21 protein-coding genes are annotated in these 20807 nt (G+C 42.5%); 17 read left to right on the top strand and 4 right to left on the bottom strand.

Annotated features, from left to right (window positions below):
• Position 1 precedes the first annotated feature (1 nt).
• From scpA to J7J00_RS07790, 8 genes are all read left to right on the top strand, one after another.
• Positions 2 to 2194, top strand: a complete 2193-nt coding sequence (gene scpA / locus J7J00_RS07825; RefSeq protein WP_214789627.1) for a methylmalonyl-CoA mutase — start codon at positions 2 to 4, stop codon at positions 2192 to 2194.
• The gene (gene meaB, locus J7J00_RS07820) at positions 2194 to 3321 is read left to right on the top strand and encodes a methylmalonyl Co-A mutase-associated GTPase MeaB (RefSeq protein ID WP_214789625.1); all 1128 of its coding nucleotides are present in this window, start codon (positions 2194 to 2196) and stop codon (positions 3319 to 3321) included. Before scpA ends, meaB begins: the two co-directional genes overlap by 1 nt.
• A gap of 208 nt (positions 3322 to 3529) precedes the next feature.
• Entirely contained in the window at positions 3530 to 3967 is a 438-nt protein-coding gene (locus tag J7J00_RS07815; RefSeq protein ID WP_034308239.1) for a BrxA/BrxB family bacilliredoxin, read from the top strand.
• Positions 3968 to 4469: 502 nt separating this feature from the next.
• Complete coding sequence (locus J7J00_RS07810) at positions 4470 to 5273, top strand: transporter substrate-binding domain-containing protein (RefSeq protein ID WP_214789949.1); 804 nt, start codon at positions 4470 to 4472, stop codon at positions 5271 to 5273.
• A 131-nt stretch (positions 5274 to 5404) separates the two neighbouring features.
• The gene (locus J7J00_RS07805; RefSeq protein WP_101223460.1) at positions 5405 to 6064 is read left to right on the top strand and encodes an amino acid ABC transporter permease; all 660 of its coding nucleotides are present in this window, start codon (positions 5405 to 5407) and stop codon (positions 6062 to 6064) included.
• Positions 6057 to 6779: an amino acid ABC transporter ATP-binding protein gene (locus J7J00_RS07800; RefSeq protein WP_214789623.1), complete on the top strand. Its 723-nt coding sequence runs from the start codon at positions 6057 to 6059 to the stop codon at positions 6777 to 6779. Before J7J00_RS07805 ends, J7J00_RS07800 begins: the two co-directional genes overlap by 8 nt.
• A gap of 191 nt (positions 6780 to 6970) precedes the next feature.
• Entirely contained in the window at positions 6971 to 7960 is a 990-nt protein-coding gene (locus J7J00_RS07795; protein ID WP_214789621.1) for an aromatic acid exporter family protein, read from the top strand.
• 31 nt (positions 7961 to 7991) lie between these two features.
• Entirely contained in the window at positions 7992 to 8507 is a 516-nt protein-coding gene (locus tag J7J00_RS07790; protein ID WP_214789948.1) for a L,D-transpeptidase, read from the top strand.
• Between the two features lie 37 nt (positions 8508 to 8544).
• Here the strand turns inward: J7J00_RS07790 and prli42 are convergent, their stop codons facing one another.
• Positions 8545 to 8640, bottom strand: a complete 96-nt coding sequence (gene prli42, locus J7J00_RS07785) for a stressosome-associated protein Prli42 (protein ID WP_155726463.1) — start codon at positions 8638 to 8640, stop codon at positions 8545 to 8547.
• A gap of 166 nt (positions 8641 to 8806) precedes the next feature.
• On the opposite strand from prli42, the gene mce reads away from it, so the two are divergent.
• From mce to J7J00_RS07770, 3 genes are all read left to right on the top strand, one after another.
• The gene (gene mce / locus J7J00_RS07780; RefSeq protein ID WP_214789619.1) at positions 8807 to 9232 is read left to right on the top strand and encodes a methylmalonyl-CoA epimerase; all 426 of its coding nucleotides are present in this window, start codon (positions 8807 to 8809) and stop codon (positions 9230 to 9232) included.
• Positions 9229 to 10779 carry an acyl-CoA carboxylase subunit beta gene (locus tag J7J00_RS07775; protein ID WP_214789617.1) on the top strand — a complete coding sequence of 517 codons (1551 nt, stop codon included), beginning with the start codon at positions 9229 to 9231 and terminating at the stop codon, positions 10777 to 10779. The genes mce and J7J00_RS07775 overlap by 4 nt, the downstream gene beginning before the upstream one ends.
• Positions 10780 to 10995: 216 nt before the next feature.
• Positions 10996 to 12117, top strand: a complete 1122-nt coding sequence (locus tag J7J00_RS07770; RefSeq protein ID WP_214789615.1) for a tripeptidase T — start codon at positions 10996 to 10998, stop codon at positions 12115 to 12117.
• 51 nt (positions 12118 to 12168) lie between these two features.
• Here the strand turns inward: J7J00_RS07770 and J7J00_RS07765 are convergent, their stop codons facing one another.
• Complete coding sequence (locus J7J00_RS07765; protein WP_214789613.1) at positions 12169 to 12330, bottom strand: hypothetical protein; 162 nt, start codon at positions 12328 to 12330, stop codon at positions 12169 to 12171.
• A 183-nt stretch (positions 12331 to 12513) separates the two neighbouring features.
• Here J7J00_RS07765 and J7J00_RS07760 point away from each other — a divergent pair, with 183 nt between their 5' ends.
• Together J7J00_RS07760 and gndA are read left to right on the top strand one after the other, a co-directional pair.
• Positions 12514 to 13788 (top strand): DNA polymerase IV, encoded by a 1275-nt coding sequence (locus J7J00_RS07760; protein ID WP_214789611.1) that lies wholly within the window; start codon positions 12514 to 12516, stop codon positions 13786 to 13788.
• 42 nt (positions 13789 to 13830) lie between these two features.
• A complete protein-coding gene (gndA, locus tag J7J00_RS07755; RefSeq protein WP_214789609.1) occupies positions 13831 to 15243 on the top strand; it encodes an NADP-dependent phosphogluconate dehydrogenase in 1413 nt (470 codons plus the stop codon).
• A 128-nt stretch (positions 15244 to 15371) separates the two neighbouring features.
• On the opposite strand, the gene J7J00_RS07750 is transcribed toward gndA, so the two are convergent.
• Positions 15372 to 15545: a hypothetical protein gene (locus J7J00_RS07750; RefSeq protein ID WP_034308217.1), complete on the bottom strand. Its 174-nt coding sequence runs from the start codon at positions 15543 to 15545 to the stop codon at positions 15372 to 15374.
• A gap of 294 nt (positions 15546 to 15839) precedes the next feature.
• Between J7J00_RS07750 and J7J00_RS07745 the strand changes: the two genes are divergently transcribed.
• The gene (locus tag J7J00_RS07745) at positions 15840 to 16001 is read left to right on the top strand and encodes a hypothetical protein (protein WP_214789607.1); all 162 of its coding nucleotides are present in this window, start codon (positions 15840 to 15842) and stop codon (positions 15999 to 16001) included.
• 43 nt (positions 16002 to 16044) lie between these two features.
• On the opposite strand, the gene zwf is transcribed toward J7J00_RS07745, so the two are convergent.
• Positions 16045 to 17544, bottom strand: a complete 1500-nt coding sequence (zwf, locus tag J7J00_RS07740; RefSeq protein ID WP_214789605.1) for a glucose-6-phosphate dehydrogenase — start codon at positions 17542 to 17544, stop codon at positions 16045 to 16047.
• A 229-nt stretch (positions 17545 to 17773) separates the two neighbouring features.
• On the opposite strand from zwf, the gene rnz reads away from it, so the two are divergent.
• From rnz to J7J00_RS07725, 3 genes are all read left to right on the top strand, one after another.
• Complete coding sequence (gene rnz / locus J7J00_RS07735) at positions 17774 to 18715, top strand: ribonuclease Z (RefSeq protein WP_214789603.1); 942 nt, start codon at positions 17774 to 17776, stop codon at positions 18713 to 18715.
• A 63-nt stretch (positions 18716 to 18778) separates the two neighbouring features.
• On the top strand, positions 18779 to 19597 hold the full coding sequence (locus J7J00_RS07730; RefSeq protein WP_214789600.1) for a squalene/phytoene synthase family protein: 819 nt from the start codon (positions 18779 to 18781) through the stop codon (positions 19595 to 19597).
• Positions 19598 to 19804: 207 nt separating this feature from the next.
• Positions 19805 to 20800: an ABC transporter substrate-binding protein gene (locus tag J7J00_RS07725; RefSeq protein WP_214789598.1), complete on the top strand. Its 996-nt coding sequence runs from the start codon at positions 19805 to 19807 to the stop codon at positions 20798 to 20800.
• Positions 20801 to 20807 lie beyond the last annotated feature (7 nt).

Below are 20807 nucleotides of genomic sequence, written 5' to 3'. Positions count from 1 at the left end.
AATGAAAAAACCGAATTTTTCTGCTATAAATCCTGCTAAGTCCGAGAATAAAGGTACGGTGGAAGCATGGAAAAAGGAAGCCGAAGAAGCAATTGGGAAAAACATTGAGGATCTTCTGTTTGAAACAAATGAACAAATAAAAATCAAACCGCTTTATGTTGAGGAAGATAATCGCGATTTGGAGCATATGGAAAGTGTGCCAGGCATCGCTCCTTTTACAAGAGGGCCGTATCCTTCGATGTATGTCAATCGTCCTTGGACGGTACGTCAGTATGCAGGTTTTTCGACTGCCGAGGAATCCAATGCGTTTTACAGGCGTAATCTGGCGATGGGGCAAAAAGGGCTCTCAGTTGCTTTTGATTTAGCGACACACCGCGGTTATGACTCCGATCATCCACGCGTTGTCGGTGATGTGGGGAAGGCGGGAGTTGCCATTGATTCCATTCTTGACATGAAAATCCTGTTCGACGGCATTCCGCTTGATCAGATGTCCGTGTCAATGACGATGAACGGTGCTGTATTACCCATCCTTGCATTTTATATCGTGACAGCTGAAGAACAAGGCGTAACACAGGATAAGCTTTCAGGCACGATTCAAAATGACATCTTAAAGGAATACATGGTTCGGAATACGTATATCTACCCACCTGAGATGTCCATGAAAATCATAGCTGATATATTTGAGTATACATCCAAATATATGCCCAAGTTCAATTCCATTTCCATTTCCGGATATCATCTGCAAGAAGCGGGGGCGCCGGCTGATATCGAACTTGCCTATACGTTGGCGGATGGGCTTGAGTATGCACGTACCGGAATGAAAGCAGGTATTGATATCGATAAATTTGCACCACGCCTGTCATTCTTCTGGGCTGTAGGAATGAACTATTTCATGGAAGTGGCGAAAATGAGGGCGGCTCGTTTCATTTGGTCAAAACTGATGAAACAATTCGAACCGAAAAATAATAAAGCGATGGCATTGAGGACGCATTCCCAAACCTCCGGCTGGAGCCTTTCCGAGCAGGATCCGTTTAACAATGTCGCAAGGACCCTTATTGAAGCGCATGCGGCTGCACTTGGGCATACACAGTCCCTGCATACGAACGCATTGGATGAGGCCATTGCATTGCCAACTGATTTCTCGGCACGCATTGCACGTAACACACAGCTATATCTGCAGGAGGAAACCGGGATCACAAAAGTAATCGATCCATGGGCGGGTTCATACTATGTAGAATCGCTTACTAATGAATTAATCGAACGGGCTTGGGCTCACATAGAAGAAATCGAAGGTCTGGGAGGAATGGCCAAGGCAATTGAAACCGGACTTCCAAAAATGAGGATCGAGGAAGCCGCTGCAAAGCGTCAGGCTAAAATCGATTCTCAAGATGAAACGATCGTAGGCGTCAATAAGTATCGTTTGAAAAAAGAAGATCCTATTGAAATACTGGAGATTGATAATACAGTAGTTCGCGAAAGTCAGCTTAAGCGTTTAAGCGAATTAAAAGCGAAACGTGATCAGGCAAAGGTGGATGATGCTCTTCAAGCGCTATCCATGGCTGCCAGTACTGGAGAAGGTAACCTTCTTGAACTGGCTGTGCAAGCTGCAAGAGTACGGGCTTCATTAGGTGAAATCTCCGATGCGATCGAAGAGGTGGCTGGACGTCACAAAGCAACGATCCGTTCTATCAGCGGCGTATATAGCTCGGCATACTCAAAAGAAGCGGAAATTGAGGAAGTCGTCCGCATGACGGAAGAGTTCCTTGAAAATGAAGGAAGAAGACCGCGTTTGTTAATGGCTAAAATGGGTCAGGACGGTCATGATCGTGGAGCTAAAGTAGTCGGAACGGGGTTTGCGGATTTAGGCTATGATGTCGATATCGGTCCATTATTCCAAACACCGAAAGAAACCGCCATCCAAGCCGTGGAAAATGATGTGCATGTTGTCGGAATGAGTTCGCTTGCTGCAGGCCATAAAACTTTGTTGCCGCAGCTTATGATGGAACTGAAGAACTTGGGCCGTGAGGACATTATAGTGATTGTAGGCGGCGTCATTCCTGCACAGGATTATGATTACCTAATGGAAAATGGGGCTACAGCCATTTTTGGACCTGGTACGGTCATTCCACAGGCAGCGAAGAAAGTGCTTCAGGAAATATACAATCGCCTCGGATATGAGGAAGTGGCCCAATAATGAGTGAAGACAAGAAGCCGGAATGGGTCGATCTTAACAATCAGGAAGGTTTTGCTTCTTCATTAAAGCCAGGTGTGGAATTAGCAGCCAGCCAAAACAAACCTTCAAAAAGCAAATTCGTCAAAAAACATAATGTAAACATACCGGTCCATGAACTTAAAGAGGGAATCATAAAAGGGGACAAGGCCAAGCTAGCTAAAGGGATTACATTGGTTGAAAGCAATGCATCCCACCACTTAGATCATGCACAGGAATTATTGAAGGCCATCCTTCCTCATACAGGGAGCTCAATTCGCATCGGGATATCCGGAGTGCCCGGTGCCGGAAAAAGTACCTTTATCGAGACGTTCGGAACTTACTTATGTGACAGGGGCCATAAGGTTGCCGTTCTAGCCGTCGATCCAAGCTCTTCGATCAATGGCGGAAGTATACTGGGTGATAAGACAAGGATGGAGGAACTGGCAAGAAACCCCCATGCCTTCATAAGACCCTCACCATCCGAAGGAACTCTAGGCGGAGTTCACCGCAAAACGAGGGAAACGATGTTGCTTTGTGAAGCGGCAGGATTTGATGTGATACTGATAGAAACTGTCGGTGTCGGTCAGAGTGAAGCCATAGTTCGAAGTATGGTCGACTTCTTCATGCTCCTTGTCCTAACAGGTGCCGGAGATGAATTACAAGGGATGAAAAAAGGGATTCTGGAACTTGTGGACGGAATTGTGGTCAATAAAGCCGACGGAGAGAACATTCCGCTGGCGATTAGGACGAAGTCCGAATATAGCAGAATCTTGCACTTCCTTCACCCAGCAACAAAGGGATGGGCAGGAAAGGCATATGCTTGTTCCGCCATAACCGGTAAAGGAATCCCTGAGCTTTGGGATGTATTGAAAGAATTTTCCAATATGACCAAGGAATCGGGTGTTTTTCAAGAACGGAGAAGAATGCAATCTAAGGAATGGCTTTATTCATTGATGGATCACCAGCTTAAAACGATGTTTTATAAAAATGAAACCGTCAAAGGTCTTCTCCCTATACTCGAAAATCAAGTGATGTCAGGGAATAAAACGGTCACTGCTGCTGTTAAGCAGGCCTTTGAATCTTTTACAGAAACATTTAAATCAAATTAAAAAAGAAATAGGATGGGGCAGCGTGGAATGTCACCTAGCAGGCCCCATCTTTTTGTAAGTCCCTGCTGTTTCACACATGATTCTCGCTTCTATTTCGTTTTAAACATGTTCGGAACGGTTTATGCGGTTTAACAGGTAAATTTATTGAATCACGAAGTGGCAATTGTTATGATAGGATTGAAGAGAAAACTTGGAAGGAGCAAATGCCATGAATATGGATTTTAATTTTTTAATGAACGACGTAGTCAAACAGGCTCGCGATGAGATAAAGACTGCTGGATATACAGAATTGACTACTCCCGAGGAAGTAGAGGAAGTATTTGCACAAAAAGGAACGACACTTGTTATGGTAAACTCCGTTTGTGGCTGCGCTGGGGGAATTGCTAGACCTGCAGCTGCTCATGCAATCCATAATGATAAACGCCCAGATCAGCTTGTAACCGTTTTTGCTGGGCAAGATAAAGAGGCGACGGAGAAAGCCCGTGATTATTTCGAAGGGTATCCGCCGTCATCCCCATCATTTGCATTGCTGAAGGATGGAAAAATCATCACCATGATAGAGCGTCATGAAATTGAAGGGCACCACCCGATGTCTGTAGTAGAAAAATTACAAGACTACTTCGATCAATATTGCGAAGAAGTGTAAGCCCATAGCCATAGCTAAAAACCCGCCCAATCGGCGGTTTTTTAGTTTGACGACAAAAAGGGGTTCGGAATCCGTCTCACCCCGAATCATGATTATAAAAAGAAGACTTGGTTATCCTTCATGAATTTTACCTTTTTTATAGGGAATGAAATCAACTGGAATGTTTTTTCAGAAAAAAATGAGGCAGGCTCGCTTTTCTTCAAGTTTGACTACAGTCTGAAAACCGCCCATCCGGCGGTTTTTTTATTCATGATTTTGCATAAGTCAGGGGCATTTAGGAAAGAAGATAGATAAGGATGCCGATATATTCCCGTTGGAGCTTAAAGCGCGAAACTTAGAAATGGAATTATAGTAATATTCTGAAAAATAAATCTATTATTTACGTTATTGAATAATTATAAGAGTGTGTTAAAATACACATTAGTGTATGAATATTAGTTATTCAAATCAAATTCAATAAAAAGAGAATTGAAAATATCATTTTGGAGGAATAATAATGAAGTTGAAAAAGCAGTTAGCATTGTTGCTTACTTCTGTTTTATTAGTAGGTATTTTAGCAGCATGCGGAACATCCGGGAAAGAAGATAAGGACACAGCTGGTACAGAAGACAAAAAGGTCCTGGTAATGGGAACATCAGCGGACTATCCGCCATTTGAATATGTTGAAACATCTAAAAGTGATGAAATCAAAGGATTTGACATCGATATCGCTAAAGCAATTGGAAAAAAATTAGGTTATGAGGTTCAAGTGAAGGACATTGACTTTAATAGTCTTGTGCCTGCTCTGGAAAATAAATCGGTCGATTTCGTTATCTCTGGAATGACTCCAACAGAAAAACGTGAGCAATCAGTCGATTTCAGTGATATTTACTATACAGCTAAAAACATGATCATCACGACAAAGGACAGTAAAATCAAAACTGTTGAAGATTTAAAAGGGAAAACCGTAGGCGTACAGCTTGCATCCATTCAGGAGACTTTGGCAAATGACTTGAATAAATCCCAAGATATTGGGATGAAAGTTGAAAAACGGAATCGTATTCCTGAGGTTGTTCAAGAAATGTCAACAGGACGATTTGACGCCGTGATCATGGAAGATACTGTGGCAAAAGGCTACTTGAAAGATAATAAAGAATTGGTGGGCCATTTGATCAAATCCGGTGAACAAGATGCTGGTTCGGCAATCGCTTTCCAAAAAGGAAGCAAGTTAACTGAAGAATTCAATGCCGAGTTGAAAAAAATGATGGAAAATGGTGAAATGGAAAAATTAATAGTAAAATGGTTCGGTGGCAGTGAAACTGAATAATACAGAGAGATGAAAAGCGTTCAGAAGAGATTTAGTATGCCTTCTGAACGTTTTTCCGCGCTTTATTGTTAGTAAAATGAAGCAGGAGGAAGGACCTGAGATAAAGGCCTTCATAAGAGAGGATGAATGGAGTGAATCTGGAATTTGAAAGGATTATCCCTTCCCTTCCATATATCCTGGAGGGGATACCGACTACATTAAAGGTTGTAGCGGTAGCGGCAGTAATCGGATTTGTTTTGGGAATATTATTATCTATACTTAAAATCAGCAGAATCAAGCCCTTAAATTGGATTGCTGACTTTTATACATCCATTTTTCGCGGTACACCTTTGGTGTTGCAATTAATGCTGATTTATTTTGGTTCACCACAAATATTAGGGATTCAAATCGAAGCGTTCCAAGCAGCATTTTTAGCATTCGGTCTAAATTCAGCGGCATACATCTCTGAAATTATCAGGGGAGGCATTTTAGCTGTCGATAAAGGCCAACGAGAGGCTTCTCTTGCACTTGGGGTTCCCTATTCAGGGATGATGCTTAATATTATCCTTCCGCAGGCCATCAAGAATATCCTGCCATCCCTTGTGAACGAATTGATTTCCTTAACGAAGGAATCAGCCGTTGTCACAATTATTGGATTAGGGGATATCATGCGCCGTTCTTATATTGTCGGCGGTGAGACATATAAATTCTTCGAGCCGATATTATTTGCCGGCCTCATTTATTATGTGATGGTCATGGTTCTCACCATCTTAGGCAAAGTGATTGAAAGGAGAATGAGACGCAGTGATTAAAATTGATGGACTCAAAAAAAATTATGGTAAGCTCGAGGTATTAAAAGGAATCAGCACCGAGATAGGGCAGGGTGAAGTGTTAGCGATCATCGGTCCATCCGGTTCGGGAAAATCAACTTTCTTACGCTGCATCAATATGCTTGAAACTCCAACTGATGGTCAAATCAGGTTTAAAGATCAAATCATCACTGAAAAAAAGACCAATATCGTGAAAGTGCGTGAAAATGTCGGAATGGTATTTCAGCATTTTCATTTATTTCCGCATAAAACCGTACTGGAGAATCTGACATATGCACCTATGAAGGTGAAAAAACTATCAAAGGCCGAGGCTGTAAAACAAGCTCGTGACCTCTTGAATAAAGTCGGTTTGTCCGATAAAGAATCGACTTATCCGAATCGTCTGTCAGGCGGGCAAAAACAAAGGGTCGCGATTGCACGGGCATTGGCAATGAACCCGGAAGTAATCCTTTTCGATGAGCCGACTTCAGCTCTTGATCCCGAGATGGTAAAAGAAGTGCTCGAGGTTATGAAGTCACTGGCACATACGGGAATGACCATGCTGATCGTAACGCATGAAATGGGATTTGCCAGAGAAGTGGCCGATCGTGTACTATTCCTGGACGGGGGTCTGCTCGTTGAGGAAAGTGCTCCGGAAGAATTCTTTTCCAATCCGAAAAGCCAGCGTGCAAAAGACTTCTTGGAAAAAGTTTTATAAGCTAAAGAAAATAGTATATAATTGTGAAAAAAGGTAACGTTTAGGTTACCTTTTTTATTTTTTTCCTATAATGTATTTTTGCGTGAATGTATTTAGAAGAATTGGAAATTTAACTCGCAAAGGACTGTGAAAATATCTGATTTCCTGATAGTATTATAATAGATAGAGAAAGAGCCAGGTGATACATAACAATGTTTAAAATCGGATACAGGACGATTAAAACTGCTTTGGGGGCCACCCTGGCAATTATTATTGCACAAATGCTTAATCTCGAATATTTCTCTGCTGCGGGAATAATTGCGATCTTATGCATTCAAGTTACAAAAAAGAAGTCGGTGTATGCCTCCTGGCACCGGTTTTTAGCTTGTTTGATCGCAATGGCCTATGCATCCCTATTCTTTCATTTCATCGCATTCCATCCGCTGATAATTGGTTTGATCCTCTTGATTTTCATTCCAACGGCAGTTGCCTTGAAGATTAATGAGGGGATTGTGACGAGCAGCGTCATCATCATGCACCTATACGGGGCGGGTGACATCACTTTTTCCCTGCTGATCAATGAAACGATATTAATTGCAGTTGGAGTTGGAGTGGCGCTTGTCATGAATCTGTACATGCCCAGTGTCGATGACAAACTGCTGGCCTACCAGGAAAGCATTGAAACGAACTTTAGTGCGATCTTGATGGGGATTGTCCGCTATTTAAGGGATAATGATCACACATGGGATGGTAAGGAAATCACCGAAACAGCCAATCTTCTTAATCAAGCCAAAAGCCTTGCCTTCAGGGACGTGGAAAATCATTTTTTAAGGGAAGAAGACCTGTATTACCATTATTTTAAAATGCGTGAAAAGCAATTTGAAATAATTGAACGAATTCTGCCCCTTGTCACGAATATTCCACTTGTCGTCAAGCAAAGCGGGATAGTGGCTGATTTTATAGAAGATTTGGCAGAAAACGTCCACCCACAAAATACGGCCATCCTTTATCTGAAGAAGCTTGAAGAGATGGAGATTCATTTTAGGGGAATGGCACTGCCGCAGACACGGGAAGAGTTCGAATCCAGGGCCGCATTACTGCAGCTCATGAAGGAAATGGAGCGTTATTTGTTGTTGAAGCATTCCTTCAAGGGACTACCCAAGCTGAACAGCAACCGAATGAAAAAGAGGCACTTGGCTTAAACTAAGCAAAAAAGTGAAGGAATTGATACAAATGAAATGGATCCTTTCTTTGTTGCTTATGCTATCTTTGTGGCCGTTGCAGGTACCAGCCCAACCTCAAGCGGTTAAGCCTGGCGATCCGTTTATCATCATCAATAAAGCTAACAATAAATTGGCATTCATTGATGATAATGAGGTCAAGGAGATTCTGCCGGTCGGTACGGGAAAGAGTCAGGAACTTACACCTGAAGGGATTTTCACTGTCAAAGTAAAAGCAGTCAATCCATATTACCGGAAAAAAAATATTCCTGGCGGCGATCCCAGGAACCCCCTGGGGTCGCGGTGGATTGGATTCGATGCACAAAATACCGATGGGAGGATTTACGGCATTCATGGTACGAATCAGCCATCATCAATTGGTAAATACATTTCAAATGGCTGTGTACGGATGCATAAATCCGATGTAGAGCGTTTGTACGAAAAAGTCCCCATCGGCACTAAAGTGTTGATCACCATATCGAACGAGGATTTCAAAACGTTGGCAAAGAAAAATGGGGCGATAAAATAAAGAGAGGGAAGCTTTGCTCCCCTCCCAACGGTTTCTATTACAAAAGAAATGCGATACCTGATAATAAGCTCGTTAATAACATTGAGATAAGCATTAAATACACGACGATTTTTCTGATTTTCTTGTTTCCCATATGCTCTCTCCCTTAAAACAGTTTAATTGATTTTATTTTAACTTGAACATTTAGTAGAAACAAGTAAAAGTATAATGTTCATATTATTCCGAATCTTAAAAGGCTTTAATGCAAGATTAGTAGTATTTTAATGGAGTCATCCAATAATACATAGCATGGGGGTTTTATGATGATTAAAAATATCGATCATATAGGTATTGCCGTCAAGTCACTGGAGGAGACCTTGCCACTTTACACGGAAACGTTGAAATTGAAACTTGAAGGAATCGAGACAGTGGAGAGCCAAGGAGTGAAAGTGGCCTTCATCCTGGCAGGCAATACCCGTTTGGAGTTGTTGGAAGCGTTGTCACCGGCAAGCCCAATCGCCAAATTCATCGAAAAACGCGGTGAAGGGATTCATCATGTGGCGCTTGGCGTCGATGACATCGAAGAGAGAATAAAAGAAATCAAAGAATCTGGATTGCGCATGATTGATGATTCATCAAGAAAGGGAGCGCACAATGCGGATGTTGCTTTCGTTCATCCCAAGTCTACCGCGGGTGTATTATATGAGCTTTGTGAACAAGCATTATCAAAGGAGGAGCAGGAATGACAGACATATACGATACGATCAATGACCTATATGACAGACGCCGCAAAGTGGAAATGGGCGGCGGTGAAGAAAGAATCGATAAGCAGCATGAAAAGGGCAAACTTACTGCAAGGGAAAGAATTGAACTTTTAGTTGATCCGGGTACTTTCATAGAGCTTAATCCTTTTATCAAACATCGTAATACCAATTTTGGCATGGAAAAGGAAGAAGGGCCAGGAGAAGGGGTTGTCACCGGTTACGGAAAGGTCAACGGCCGTGACATTTATCTGTTTTCACAGGATTTTACTGTTTTTGGCGGCGCGCTCGGTGAAATGCATGCTCTGAAAATTGCCAATGTTATGGATTTGGCAGCGGAAAATGGAGCCCCTTTCATAGGTTTGAACGATTCTGGTGGCGCGCGTATTCAAGAAGGCGTGGTTTCGCTTGACGGATATGGCCAAATTTTTTACCGGAATTCCATTTATTCAGGGGTCATTCCGCAGATTTCGGTTATTATGGGACCTTGTGCAGGTGGAGCCGTATATTCCCCAGCCATAACCGACTTTGTCTTCATGGTTGAAAAAACGAGCCAAATGTTCATAACAGGTCCTAAAGTCATTGAAACGGTTACAGGGGAAAAGATTTCATCTGAAGGATTGGGTGGAGCGACAGTACATAATACCATAAGCGGTAATGCCCATTTCAAGGGGGCATCTGAGGAGCAAGTATTGGCGGACGTTAGACGACTCCTGAGTTATCTTCCACAAAATAATGAAGAGAAGCCGCCGGTTTTGGAAGCCGCCGATGGAGATGACTACCGTCCGGACTTAACGGATATAGTCCCTTATGAAGGGATTCGTCCATATGATGTTCGGAAAGTATTGGAGCAGGTTGTCGATGAGGATTCCTTTATGGAAGTTCAAGAGGGCTTTGCGAAAAACATAGTGGTCGGCTTGGCGCGTATCAAAGGGAAATCAGTGGGGCTTGTCTGTAACCAGCCAAAGGTATTGGCTGGGGGACTTGATATTGATTCATCAGATAAGGCTGCCCGTTTTATTCGTTTCTGTGACTCGTTCAACATTCCGCTAATTACGTTTGAAGACGTTTCAGGTTTTTTCCCGGGCGTTAAACAAGAACATGGTGGGATCATTCGCCACGGTGCAAAGCTGCTATATGCTTATTCGGAAGCAACAGTACCAAAATTGACGATCATTCTGCGTAAAGCATACGGAGGAGCTTACGTGGCTCTTAATAGTAAATCCATCGGTGCGGATCTTACGTTTGCATGGCCGAATGCTGAAATCGCGGTAATGGGTTCTGCTGGAGCGGCAAATATCATTTTTGCCCGTGAAATTCAAAATAGCCAAGATCCGGAAGCGACACGTGCAGCTAAAATTGAAGAATACCGTGAGAAGTTCGCCAATCCATATGTTGCCGCAAGTCTTGGAATGGTGGATGATGTAATTGATCCCCGTGAAACCAGGATTAAGATCATTCAATCTCTTGATATGCTGCGCAACAAAAAAGAAACCCGACCATGGAAAAAACACGGAAATATCCCGTTGTGATTCAACATTGCAAGGAGCCCAAACGATCTGTATTGGGCTCTTTTCCATACTGGGGAAGATATCATTTAAAAGAAAACCATTTATAAGTCATCATTCACCTTTTGGCAGGGAAATGACCAGCATGCCATTCTGGGGTCTTCCTTTTCACATTATTTGCCGGGGCGCCGCTTTTAGAAGTATAATTAAAGAGGAAAACTTTTTTGGAGGTTTTATTTTATGATAAATGAAGAACGTTTAGTTAATGAATTTATGGAATTGGTGCAGATTGATTCCGAAACGAAAAATGAAGCAGCCATCGCCAAAGTGCTGAAAGAAAAATTCGGGGCACTGGGTGTAGAGGTTTTTGAAGATGATACAACAGCAGTTACCGGTCATGGTGCAGGGAATTTAGTATGTACTTTAAAAGGAATGAAAGAAGGCGTAGATACCATTTATTTCACCTCCCATATGGATACGGTTATACCTGGGAACGGAATCAAGCCTTCCATCAAAGATGGATACATAGTGTCAGACGGAACGACCATTTTAGGTGCGGATGACAAAGCTGGATTAGCGGTCATGTTAGAAACGCTTAAAGTGTTGAAAGAACAGAATATCGAACATGGTACAATCGAATTCATCATTACAGTAGGTGAAGAATCTGGCTTGGTAGGGGCAAAGGCATTGGATCGCTCCCTTGTAACGGCTAAATTTGGTTTTGCACTTGATAGTGATGGAAAAGTGGGAAATGTGGTTGTTGCTGCACCTACTCAGGCGAAGGTATCTGCAACCATTTTAGGCAAGACTGCTCACGCTGGTGTCGCTCCTGAGAAAGGCGTTTCGGCCATTACGATCGCTGCCAAAGCAATCTCTAGAATGCCATTAGGCAGAATCGACGGGGAAACGACAGCCAATATCGGACGTTTCCAGGGGGGACAGCAAACCAATATTGTTTGTGACCATGTTGAAATCCTTGCAGAAGCAAGATCCTTGATTCCTGAAAAAATGGAAATACAGGTAGCGAAAATGAAAGAGGCATTCGAGACTGCAGCCATTGAAATGGGCGGACGTGCTGAAGTTGAAGTTAACGTCATGTATCCTGGTTTTAAATATGGTGCTGGTGACCATGTAGTCGAAATCGCAAGAAAGGCAGCAGAGAAAATCGGCCGTCCTTGCGAGCTGGTTAAAAGCGGCGGAGGAAGCGATGCGAATGTCATTGCAGGCTTTGGTATCCCTACTGTCAATCTCGCAGTGGGCTATGAAGATATCCATACTACGAATGAAAAAATCCCAGTTGAGGAATTAACGAAGCTAGCTGAAATGGTTGTCAGTATCATCAAAGAAGTATCAGGGGAATAATCACCCGAAATATGACAGGGAGATGGAGGAGATTTCCTGCAACCAAGTAAATCAGCCCCGGCTATGATGGTCATAGATGGATTGCAATAAATACGGATATCCTCCATCAAACGATTGTCCAGGAACACGTGAAATCTTGATTTTTACCGAATATATAGGTGTTGCCGTTTGATTACGATCATTGATCAGCAAAAACTCGTATATATTTGCCAAGGTGTTAACATTATTGAAGGAATATATGTACAGTCATCAATGATATGATGGCTGTTTTTCTTGGAGTGGAAGCATCTTTCAACGCGGTTACCAAAGATAAATAGGGGTACCTTAATAGAAGTGGTTTTTTATTGGGCCTATTATCCGGTATTTTTTATTTTTACAAGGATGTGACGGTCAAACATGAAGGACATGTATCCCAAAAATGGCAGGGTCATTCTCCATGTAGACATGAATAGTTTCTATGCTTCAGTGGAAATGTCATATGATGTTTCATTAAAAGGCAAACCGCTTGCCATTGCAGGCAATGTTGAAGAGAGAAGGGGCATAATCGTCACCTGCAGCTATGAGGCGAGGAAGTTCGGGGTTAAAACGACCATGCCGATTTGGCAGGCGAAAAAACTATGTCCTCAATTAGTCATTCAGAAACCGAATTTCGAGCGCTATCGTAAGGCATCACTGGCTATTTTCGATGTTTTAAGGCAATATACAGAGATGGTTGAACCGGTTTCAATAGATGAGGGGTATCTGGATATTAGTGAATGCGCCGAATTGGGTTCGCCTTTAGATATAGCCAATAGCATTCAGGAAAGAATTTTTAATACGATGGATCTCCCTTGCAGCATCGGGATTGCCCCTAATAAATTTTTGGCCAAAACTGCTTCTGATATGAAAAAGCCAATGGGAATCACCGTGTTAAGGAAACGGGACATTTCGGAAAAGCTCTGGCCTTTACAAGTGGGCCAAATGCATGGCATCGGGGATAAGACCTCGGAAAAGCTTCAAACCATCGGGGTAATGACGATCAGGGACCTTGCACACGCCAATGATAGTCAACTTAAACAGCTTCTAGGGATCAATGGCATCCGTTTGAAAGATAGGGCTAATGGAATCGACCCAAGGGCAGTGGATCCCGAAGCGATTTTTGAGCATAAGAGCATTGGGAACTCGACAACTCTTCCGCATGACTCCACCAATCAAAAAGAACTGATCGGTGTATTGGATAAGCTTTCCGGGAAGGTAGCCGTCCGTTTGAGAAATAAACGCCTGCTTGGTCAAAAAATAGGTGTGACGATCCGTTACAAAGACCGCCGCACAATAACGAGAAGCAGAACGGTTCCTAATCCAGTTTTTGAAAAAAAGGATATATTGGATGGAGCTATCGATCTCTTTATGAAAAATTGGAATGGGGAAGGAATCAGGCTTCTTGGGGTCACTGCCTATGATGTCATCGAAAAAGAGTCGGCCTTCAAGCAACTGGACATTTTCTCCTTTCAAGAGGATGCAGAAAAAGAACCTCTGTATGAAGCGATGGAACACTTGCAAAATAAGTACGGAGAAAATATTATTAAAAAGGGATTACCCTTGAAAAACCGTTCAATTGGAACAGACACTAGCTTCAGCAAAGATTTCTTTGGGCAAGCCAGGAGGAATGATCCTTCTTTTGACAAAGAATAGCTTACAAGCTGTGTAAAGATATAGAGAAGGGAAAGATGAAGCATGACAAAACAGCAGATTGGCGTTATCGGACTAGCCGTAATGGGCAAGAACCTTGCATTTAATATTGAAAGCAGGGGATATTCAATTTCCGTGTATAATCGCTCAGGGTCAAAAACGGACGAAATGATGAAGGAAGCGGAAGGCAAAAACGTAACAGCCGCCTATACGCTTGAAGAATTCGTCAATTCTTTGGAAACGCCACGCAAAATTTTATTGATGGTTAAAGCCGGAGCGGCAACAGATGCAACGATCGAGCAATTAAAACCGTTACTTGAAAAAGGTGATATCGTTATTGATGGAGGGAATACCTTCTTCAAGGACACTCAGCGCCGCAATGAGGAATTAAGCGAGCTTGGCATCCATTTCATCGGTACAGGCGTCTCAGGAGGGGAAGAAGGAGCTCTAACAGGTCCATCCATCATGCCTGGAGGTCAAAAAGAAGCATATGAACTTGTTGCACCGATCTTGAAGGATATTTCAGCTAAGGTCGATGGTGATGCTTGCTGTACGTATATCGGACCGGATGGAGCAGGTCATTATGTTAAAATGGTACATAATGGTATTGAATACGGGGACATGCAGTTGATTTCCGAATCTTATTTCCTTTTGAAAAATCTCCTTGGATTATCTGCTGAAGAGTTCCATGAAGTTTTTACTGAATGGAATGAAGGGGAACTTGATAGCTATTTAATTGAAATTACAGCTGATATTTTCAAAAAATATGATGAAGAAACCGGTAAGCCGATGGTCGATGTCATTTTAGATAAAGCTGGCCAAAAAGGTACAGGGAAATGGACAAGTCAAAGTGCGCTTGATCTTGGTGTTCCGCTTCCAATCATTACGGAATCCGTGTTTGCCCGGTTTATTTCAGCAATTAAGGACGAGCGTGTTGAAGCGAGTAAAATCCTTCGTGGTCCAAAAGCCGAATCATTTACAGGCGACAAAAAGGCATTGATTGAAAATATCCGTAAAGCACTTTATATGAGCAAAATCTGTTCATATGCACAAGGATTTGCACAAATGAAAGCAGCATCAGAAGAAAATGACTGGAACTTGCAATATGGGGAAATCGCGATGATTTTCCGTGGTGGCTGTATCATTCGTGCACAATTCCTCCAAAAAATCAAGGAGGCGTACGATCGTGAAGCGAACTTGAACAATCTTCTTCTAGATCCATACTTCCAAGGGATCGTCGAAAGCTATCAAGGAGCTTTACGTGAGGTAGTGTCAACGGCTGTGATGAACGGAATTCCGGTTCCTTGCTTGTCATCAGCACTTGCCTATTTCGACAGCTATCGCACAGAAACACTGCCAGCTAACCTGATTCAAGCTCAGCGTGACTATTTTGGAGCTCATACTTATCAACGCATTGATAAAGAAGGAACGTTCCATACCGAATGGATGGAAAAATAAAAAGCTCAAGCCGGCTTAAAAGGGGATTCCCTTTTATACCGGCTTTTTTTTGGTTGTAAAATTCATCATGTTAAGGACATCGAATGCACAGAAAAAAAGAGGGCGCTTCTATGCGCCCTCTTTTTTTACTATCTTCGATGCTCAACAAGGTCAATGACCCCTAATACAACATGTGCCAAACCGAAACCAAAAACCGTATTAGCTACCATTTTGTTTGAGCCCCGGGTCTGCTTCATTGCATAACCCGCAGCTGTCACGGCTGTGCCCAACGCTGTTGGAATTAATCCTTCACGAATGTCCATAAGTTTAATCCCTCCACACCGAAGTTAGTGGTGCCGTCCTCTGGCACCTTTTCTAGTGTAACCTTAGCAAGGAGTTACCATTCTTTTTCCTTGAGGGTAAAAATGGTAAAAAAGAACTAGTTGTAAATAGTTCCAACTAATTTACCTTTTTTAGGAAAAACGTAGTATGATGTATGTCATTCATCCCTGCTTTTTAGGTTTAAACACCTGCGGAAAAAGGAATATAAACATTGAAAGAGTGGGACGGACCTTAGGATACAGTAGGCAGAAAGAAGAGAGAAGGAGCGGAGACTTATGTTCATCATCTGGTGGGCTGTAGCCATTTTTTTATTTTTCATTGCCTTGGAATCTGGTGTTTCCTTTTGGCTTAATTCAGAAATAGAGGAAGAAATGTCTAAGCCCAAGGAAATGTTTCATATTATCCGGAATAAATTGCTGAGGAAGAGTGTTTCATGAATGAAGAAGGGATGCAGATCCAAATCTGCATCCCTTCTTCATTTCAATCAACATCATTTTCGTTATTCTTGATTTCCCACCAAATATGTCCATCTTCTGCCAGGAGTTTATCGGATGCCAGCGGACCTGTGGATCCCGCTTCATAGTTAGGGAAAGACTCCTCTTTAGTATTTTCCCATGCATTGGAAATGGTATCGACGAACTTCCATGATAGGGCAACCTCGTCCCAGTGCGTAAAGTTTGTAGCATCCCCGCGCATGCTGTCAAACAATAGCTTTTCATATGCCTCGGGAGAATTGATGTGTTCGATCCCTTTGTTGGAGACGGTCAGCTTCACTGGTTTTGTATTGGATGTCGTCCCGGATTTCTTAACATTTAAGTACAGTGTGATACCTTCGTCAGGCTGGATATGGATAACGAGAAGATTCGGGTTCAGCGTTTCTTCCGTTTTATAATACAGATTCATTGGGATATCTTTGAATTGAACGACGATATTCGTTGATTTGACATCCATCCTCTTACCGGTACGGATATAAAAAGGAACACCGGCCCAACGGAAGTTATCAATCATCAATTTACCCGCCACATAGGTCTCTGTGTTGGATTCGGGATCTACGTTATGTTCATTGCGGTAGGCCGGAAGTGTTTGACCGTCTATCGTTCCTTCACCATATTGGCCACGGACGAAGTATTGATTGACTTCGTCCACTTTCATTGGTCGAAGTGAGCGCAATGCCCGCACTTTTTCGCTTCGAATCTCTTCTGTCGTCAAAGCGATCGGGGGTTCCATGGCAAGCAAGGCCACCATTTGCAGCAGATGGTTTTGGACCATATCCCTTAGGGCACCGCTGGTTTCATAATATCGCCCACGTTCTTCAACGCCAAGTGTTTCGCTTGAAGTAACCTGGATATTGGATATATATCTGTTATTCCAAAGCGGCTCGAATAGGGCATTTGAAAAACGTATGACCTCAATGTTTTGTACCATTTCTTTACCTAAATAATGATCGATACGGTAGATTTCATCTTCAGCGAATGCAGTCCGAATCTGCTCATTCAATTTTTGTGCTGTTTCGAAACTGTGTCCAAATGGCTTTTCTATGACAAGGCGCTTATATCCATTCGTGTCGGTCAGGCCTTGAGCTTTAATCTGTTCGGCAATCGTTCCGAAAAACTCGGGTGCCATCGCCAAATAGAAGATCCGGTTTCCTTCTAATTGATATTGTCCGTCCAATTTTTCGGCAATGTCTTTTAACTGCAGGTATGATTCCGAACTGGAGACATCATGGGAGTGATAATGGAAATGGGAAATGAATTCGTCGACCTTTTCTTCCGCATGTCCGAACGTAAGTATGGAATCCTTGACACTTGTTTGGAACTCCTCGTTCGTCAAGGGCCTCCTTGCTACTCCAACGACGGCGAACTTATTGATTTTCTCTTTTTGAAATAGTCGATATATCGAAGGAAACAATTTCCTTTTCGCTAGATCTCCGGTAGCACCAAAAATCATGATCAATGCTGTGGGTTTATTATTTTCTGTCATGTTAAAACCTCAACTTTCCGTTAAATCTGTCTATAAAGTTGGAATTCCCGTATGTGTACCAATTTCTAATTTTACGTTTAGCTTTCCCTCAAAGCAATCAATTTGCGCATTTTTTCTCATATTTCATTAAAAGGTTAATTTGGTTTCGGTTTTAATGAGTCATAAATGAAAGAGCACCTTGGTTATGCTATAGTTAAGTCATAAAGTATTTGCAACGGAGGTAGTAGGAGTGGATTTCGTTTTATTGGGTACAGGCGCTGGCGTTCCGGCTAAAGCACGTAATGTGACATCAATCGCCCTTCAATTATTGGAAGAAAGAGGGACGGTTTGGTTATTCGATTGTGGGGAAGCAACACAGCATCAAATATTAAAAACGGCGGTCAAACCGCGAAAGGTTGAAAAGATCTTCATCACCCATTTACATGGTGACCACATCTTCGGACTGCCTGGATTTTTAAGCAGCAGATCTTTCCAGGGCGGAGTGGATAAATTGACCGTATATGGTCCACAAGGCATAGATGCATTTATTAAGACGAGCTTGCAGGTGAGTGGAACTCATTTAAAATACCCCTTGGAAATCATCGAAATAGAAGAAGGCGCAGTGTTTGAGGACGAAAAATTCACGGTGACGGCCATGTCGCTTGATCATGGCATTTACAGCATCGGTTACCGAATTGTGGAAAAAGATCGTCCGGGAAGCTTACTGGTCGACCGACTGCGGTCTGAAGGTGTGAAGCCGGGGCCTCTTTTTAAAGCATTGAAAAATGGACAAACGGTCTGTCTCGATGATGGCCGTGTCTTAAATGGGAAGGACTATCTCAGTGCTCCGCAAAAAGGCCGAATCATCACGATTCTTGGTGATACAAGAATGTGCAGCAATGCGCTCATTCTTGCTGAATCGGCGGATTACCTTGTTCATGAAGCTACATTTTCAGCGGAAGAATCGGAAATGGCATCAGCCTATTATCATTCGACTACCGTTCAGGCTGCAGAAACGGCTTTGAAAGCGGGAGCTAAGCATCTAATCCTTACGCATATCAGCTCACGGTATACTCCGGAGGATGCTGAGAGGCTAAAAGAGGAAAGCAAAGCGATCTTTGCAAACACGATTATGGGTGAAGATTTAATGGCAATTAAAGTTCCTTTGTATTCAGAGGAATCGGGCAGCTGAAATCAAAGCCAATGTTTGGTATAATTAATCAATTGTTCATTGGATATTTAAAGGAGTGTAAATATGACTGACAAAAGTGACCTACATACTAAAGCAATGGATTTTCTCCTAAAAACAAGCCGTACTTTTTTCATTCCAATCAGCTATCTTCCAAAGGGATTAAAAGAGGCTATTGGAGCTGCATACCTTTGCATGCGCGCCATCGATGAGATCGAGGACCACCCAGGTCTTCCTGCAGATATTAAGGTTTCCCTTTTAAAGGCTCTTAGTGAGCTGCTTGATGCGGATCTCAGGGAAGAAGACCTTCAATCGTTATTTGAACCATATAAGGATGATCTTCCCGAGGTGACCCTGTTTCTTTCGGACTGGATTGAATTTTGTCCTCCCGGTGCAAAAGACAAAGTCTTGGAGTCGACAAAGGAAATGGCCGAAGGCATGGCAAAATGGGTTACGAAGGACTGGCAAATTCATAATGAAGAGGAACTCGATGATTACACATATTATGTTGCAGGTTTAGTGGGGGTCATGCTGTCTGATATGTGGAACTGGTACGATGGAACCGAAACGGACCGTGAACTTGCCATCGCATTTGGCCGTGGTCTTCAAACGGTCAATATCCTGCGTAACCGTGAGGAAGATGCAGAACGCGGTGTAAACTTTTATCCGGATGGATGGGGTTTCGACGAGATGCTTGCCCATACGGAACATAATCTTGCATTAGCCGATGCATACATTGGAGAGATTGAAACGAAAGAGATCATCCACTTCTGTAAAATACCCTTGGAATTGGCAAAAGCCACATTGAAAGCCCTAAAAGAAGGCAAAGAAAAAATCGATCGTACTACAGTTACCGAAATTGTCAGCCAGGTTGTCGAACACTGATTTTTCATAAAGCTGCTGTGAAAGTTACCAAACCTTTCACGGCAGCTTTTTTCATGTTTTACATTCAGAACTCGAAAAATTCTAAAAAGTTAAAAAATATATTGGAATAATTGGGACTAAACGATTATAATTTAGGAAATAAAAGCGAAAAAGTTGACGTCGCTAGAAAAAACCTAATCTTAAATAAGAAAAAAGCGGGGGGAAAATATGAAAAAGAAATTATATTCAACTGCAGCTATGACATTGGTCGCAGGGTTATTATTGGCTGGGTGTGGAAATGACAAGGAAAAAGATGCGGCAAAGGATGACAGCAAAAAGGATACCGTCAACATTGGGGTAACACAAATCGTTCAGCATGATTCGCTGGATCAGGCTTATGAAGGATTCCAGGCGGCATTGAAGGATAGTGACATCAATGCCAAATATGATCTTCAAATTGCACAGGGTGACCAAAATAACAGTCAAACGATCGCCAATAACTTTGTTGGGGATAAAGTGGATTTAATCTTTGCCAATTCTACTCCTAGTGCTCTTAGCGCTTTGAATGCGACAAAGGATATACCAATCGTCTTTACATCGGTTACCGATCCTGTAGCGGCGGAGCTCGTTACATCTTTGGATAAGCCAGGCGGAAATGTGACGGGTACGACGGATTCCCATCCTGAAGCCATTGCCAAATCAATGAAATTCCTAGCAGAAGAACTTGGCGCCAAGACAATTGGGACCGTTTATAATACAGGGGAGCAAAATTCCGTCGTCCAAATAAAAAACGTAAAAGCGGAAGCGAAAAAAGCGGGATTGAAAGTCGTGGAAGCATCCGTCTCCACTTCAGCCGAGGTTAAACAGGCAACGGAATCATTAATTGGAAAAGCCGATGCTTTCTATATCATTACTGATAATACCGTTGTCTCCGCACTGGAATCGGTCATTTCGGTGGCAAATGATAAAGATATTCCATTGTTTGTTGGTGAGCTTGATTCCGTGAATGCTGGTGGTTTTGCAGCATATGGCTTCAGTTATTATGATATTGGTTATGAAGCGGGGCAAAAAGCGGTTGAAATCTTGAAGGATGGCAAAAAGCCTGGAGATATCCCGGTTCAATATCCACAAAAACTGAAATTGGTCATCAATGAAAAGGCAGCAAAAGATATGGGTGTTGAAATAAAAGAAGAATGGAAAGCAGATGCTGAGTTTGTAAAATAAACTCTGC

This window comes from Bacillus sp. ISL-4 (assembly GCF_018613275.1).
In the GTDB taxonomy this organism is placed as follows: Bacteria; Bacillota; Bacilli; order Bacillales; family DSM-1321; genus Peribacillus; species Peribacillus simplex_E.
The sequence above is the reverse complement of the archived record's forward strand: the minus strand, read 5'-3'. Positions and strand labels throughout refer to the sequence as shown.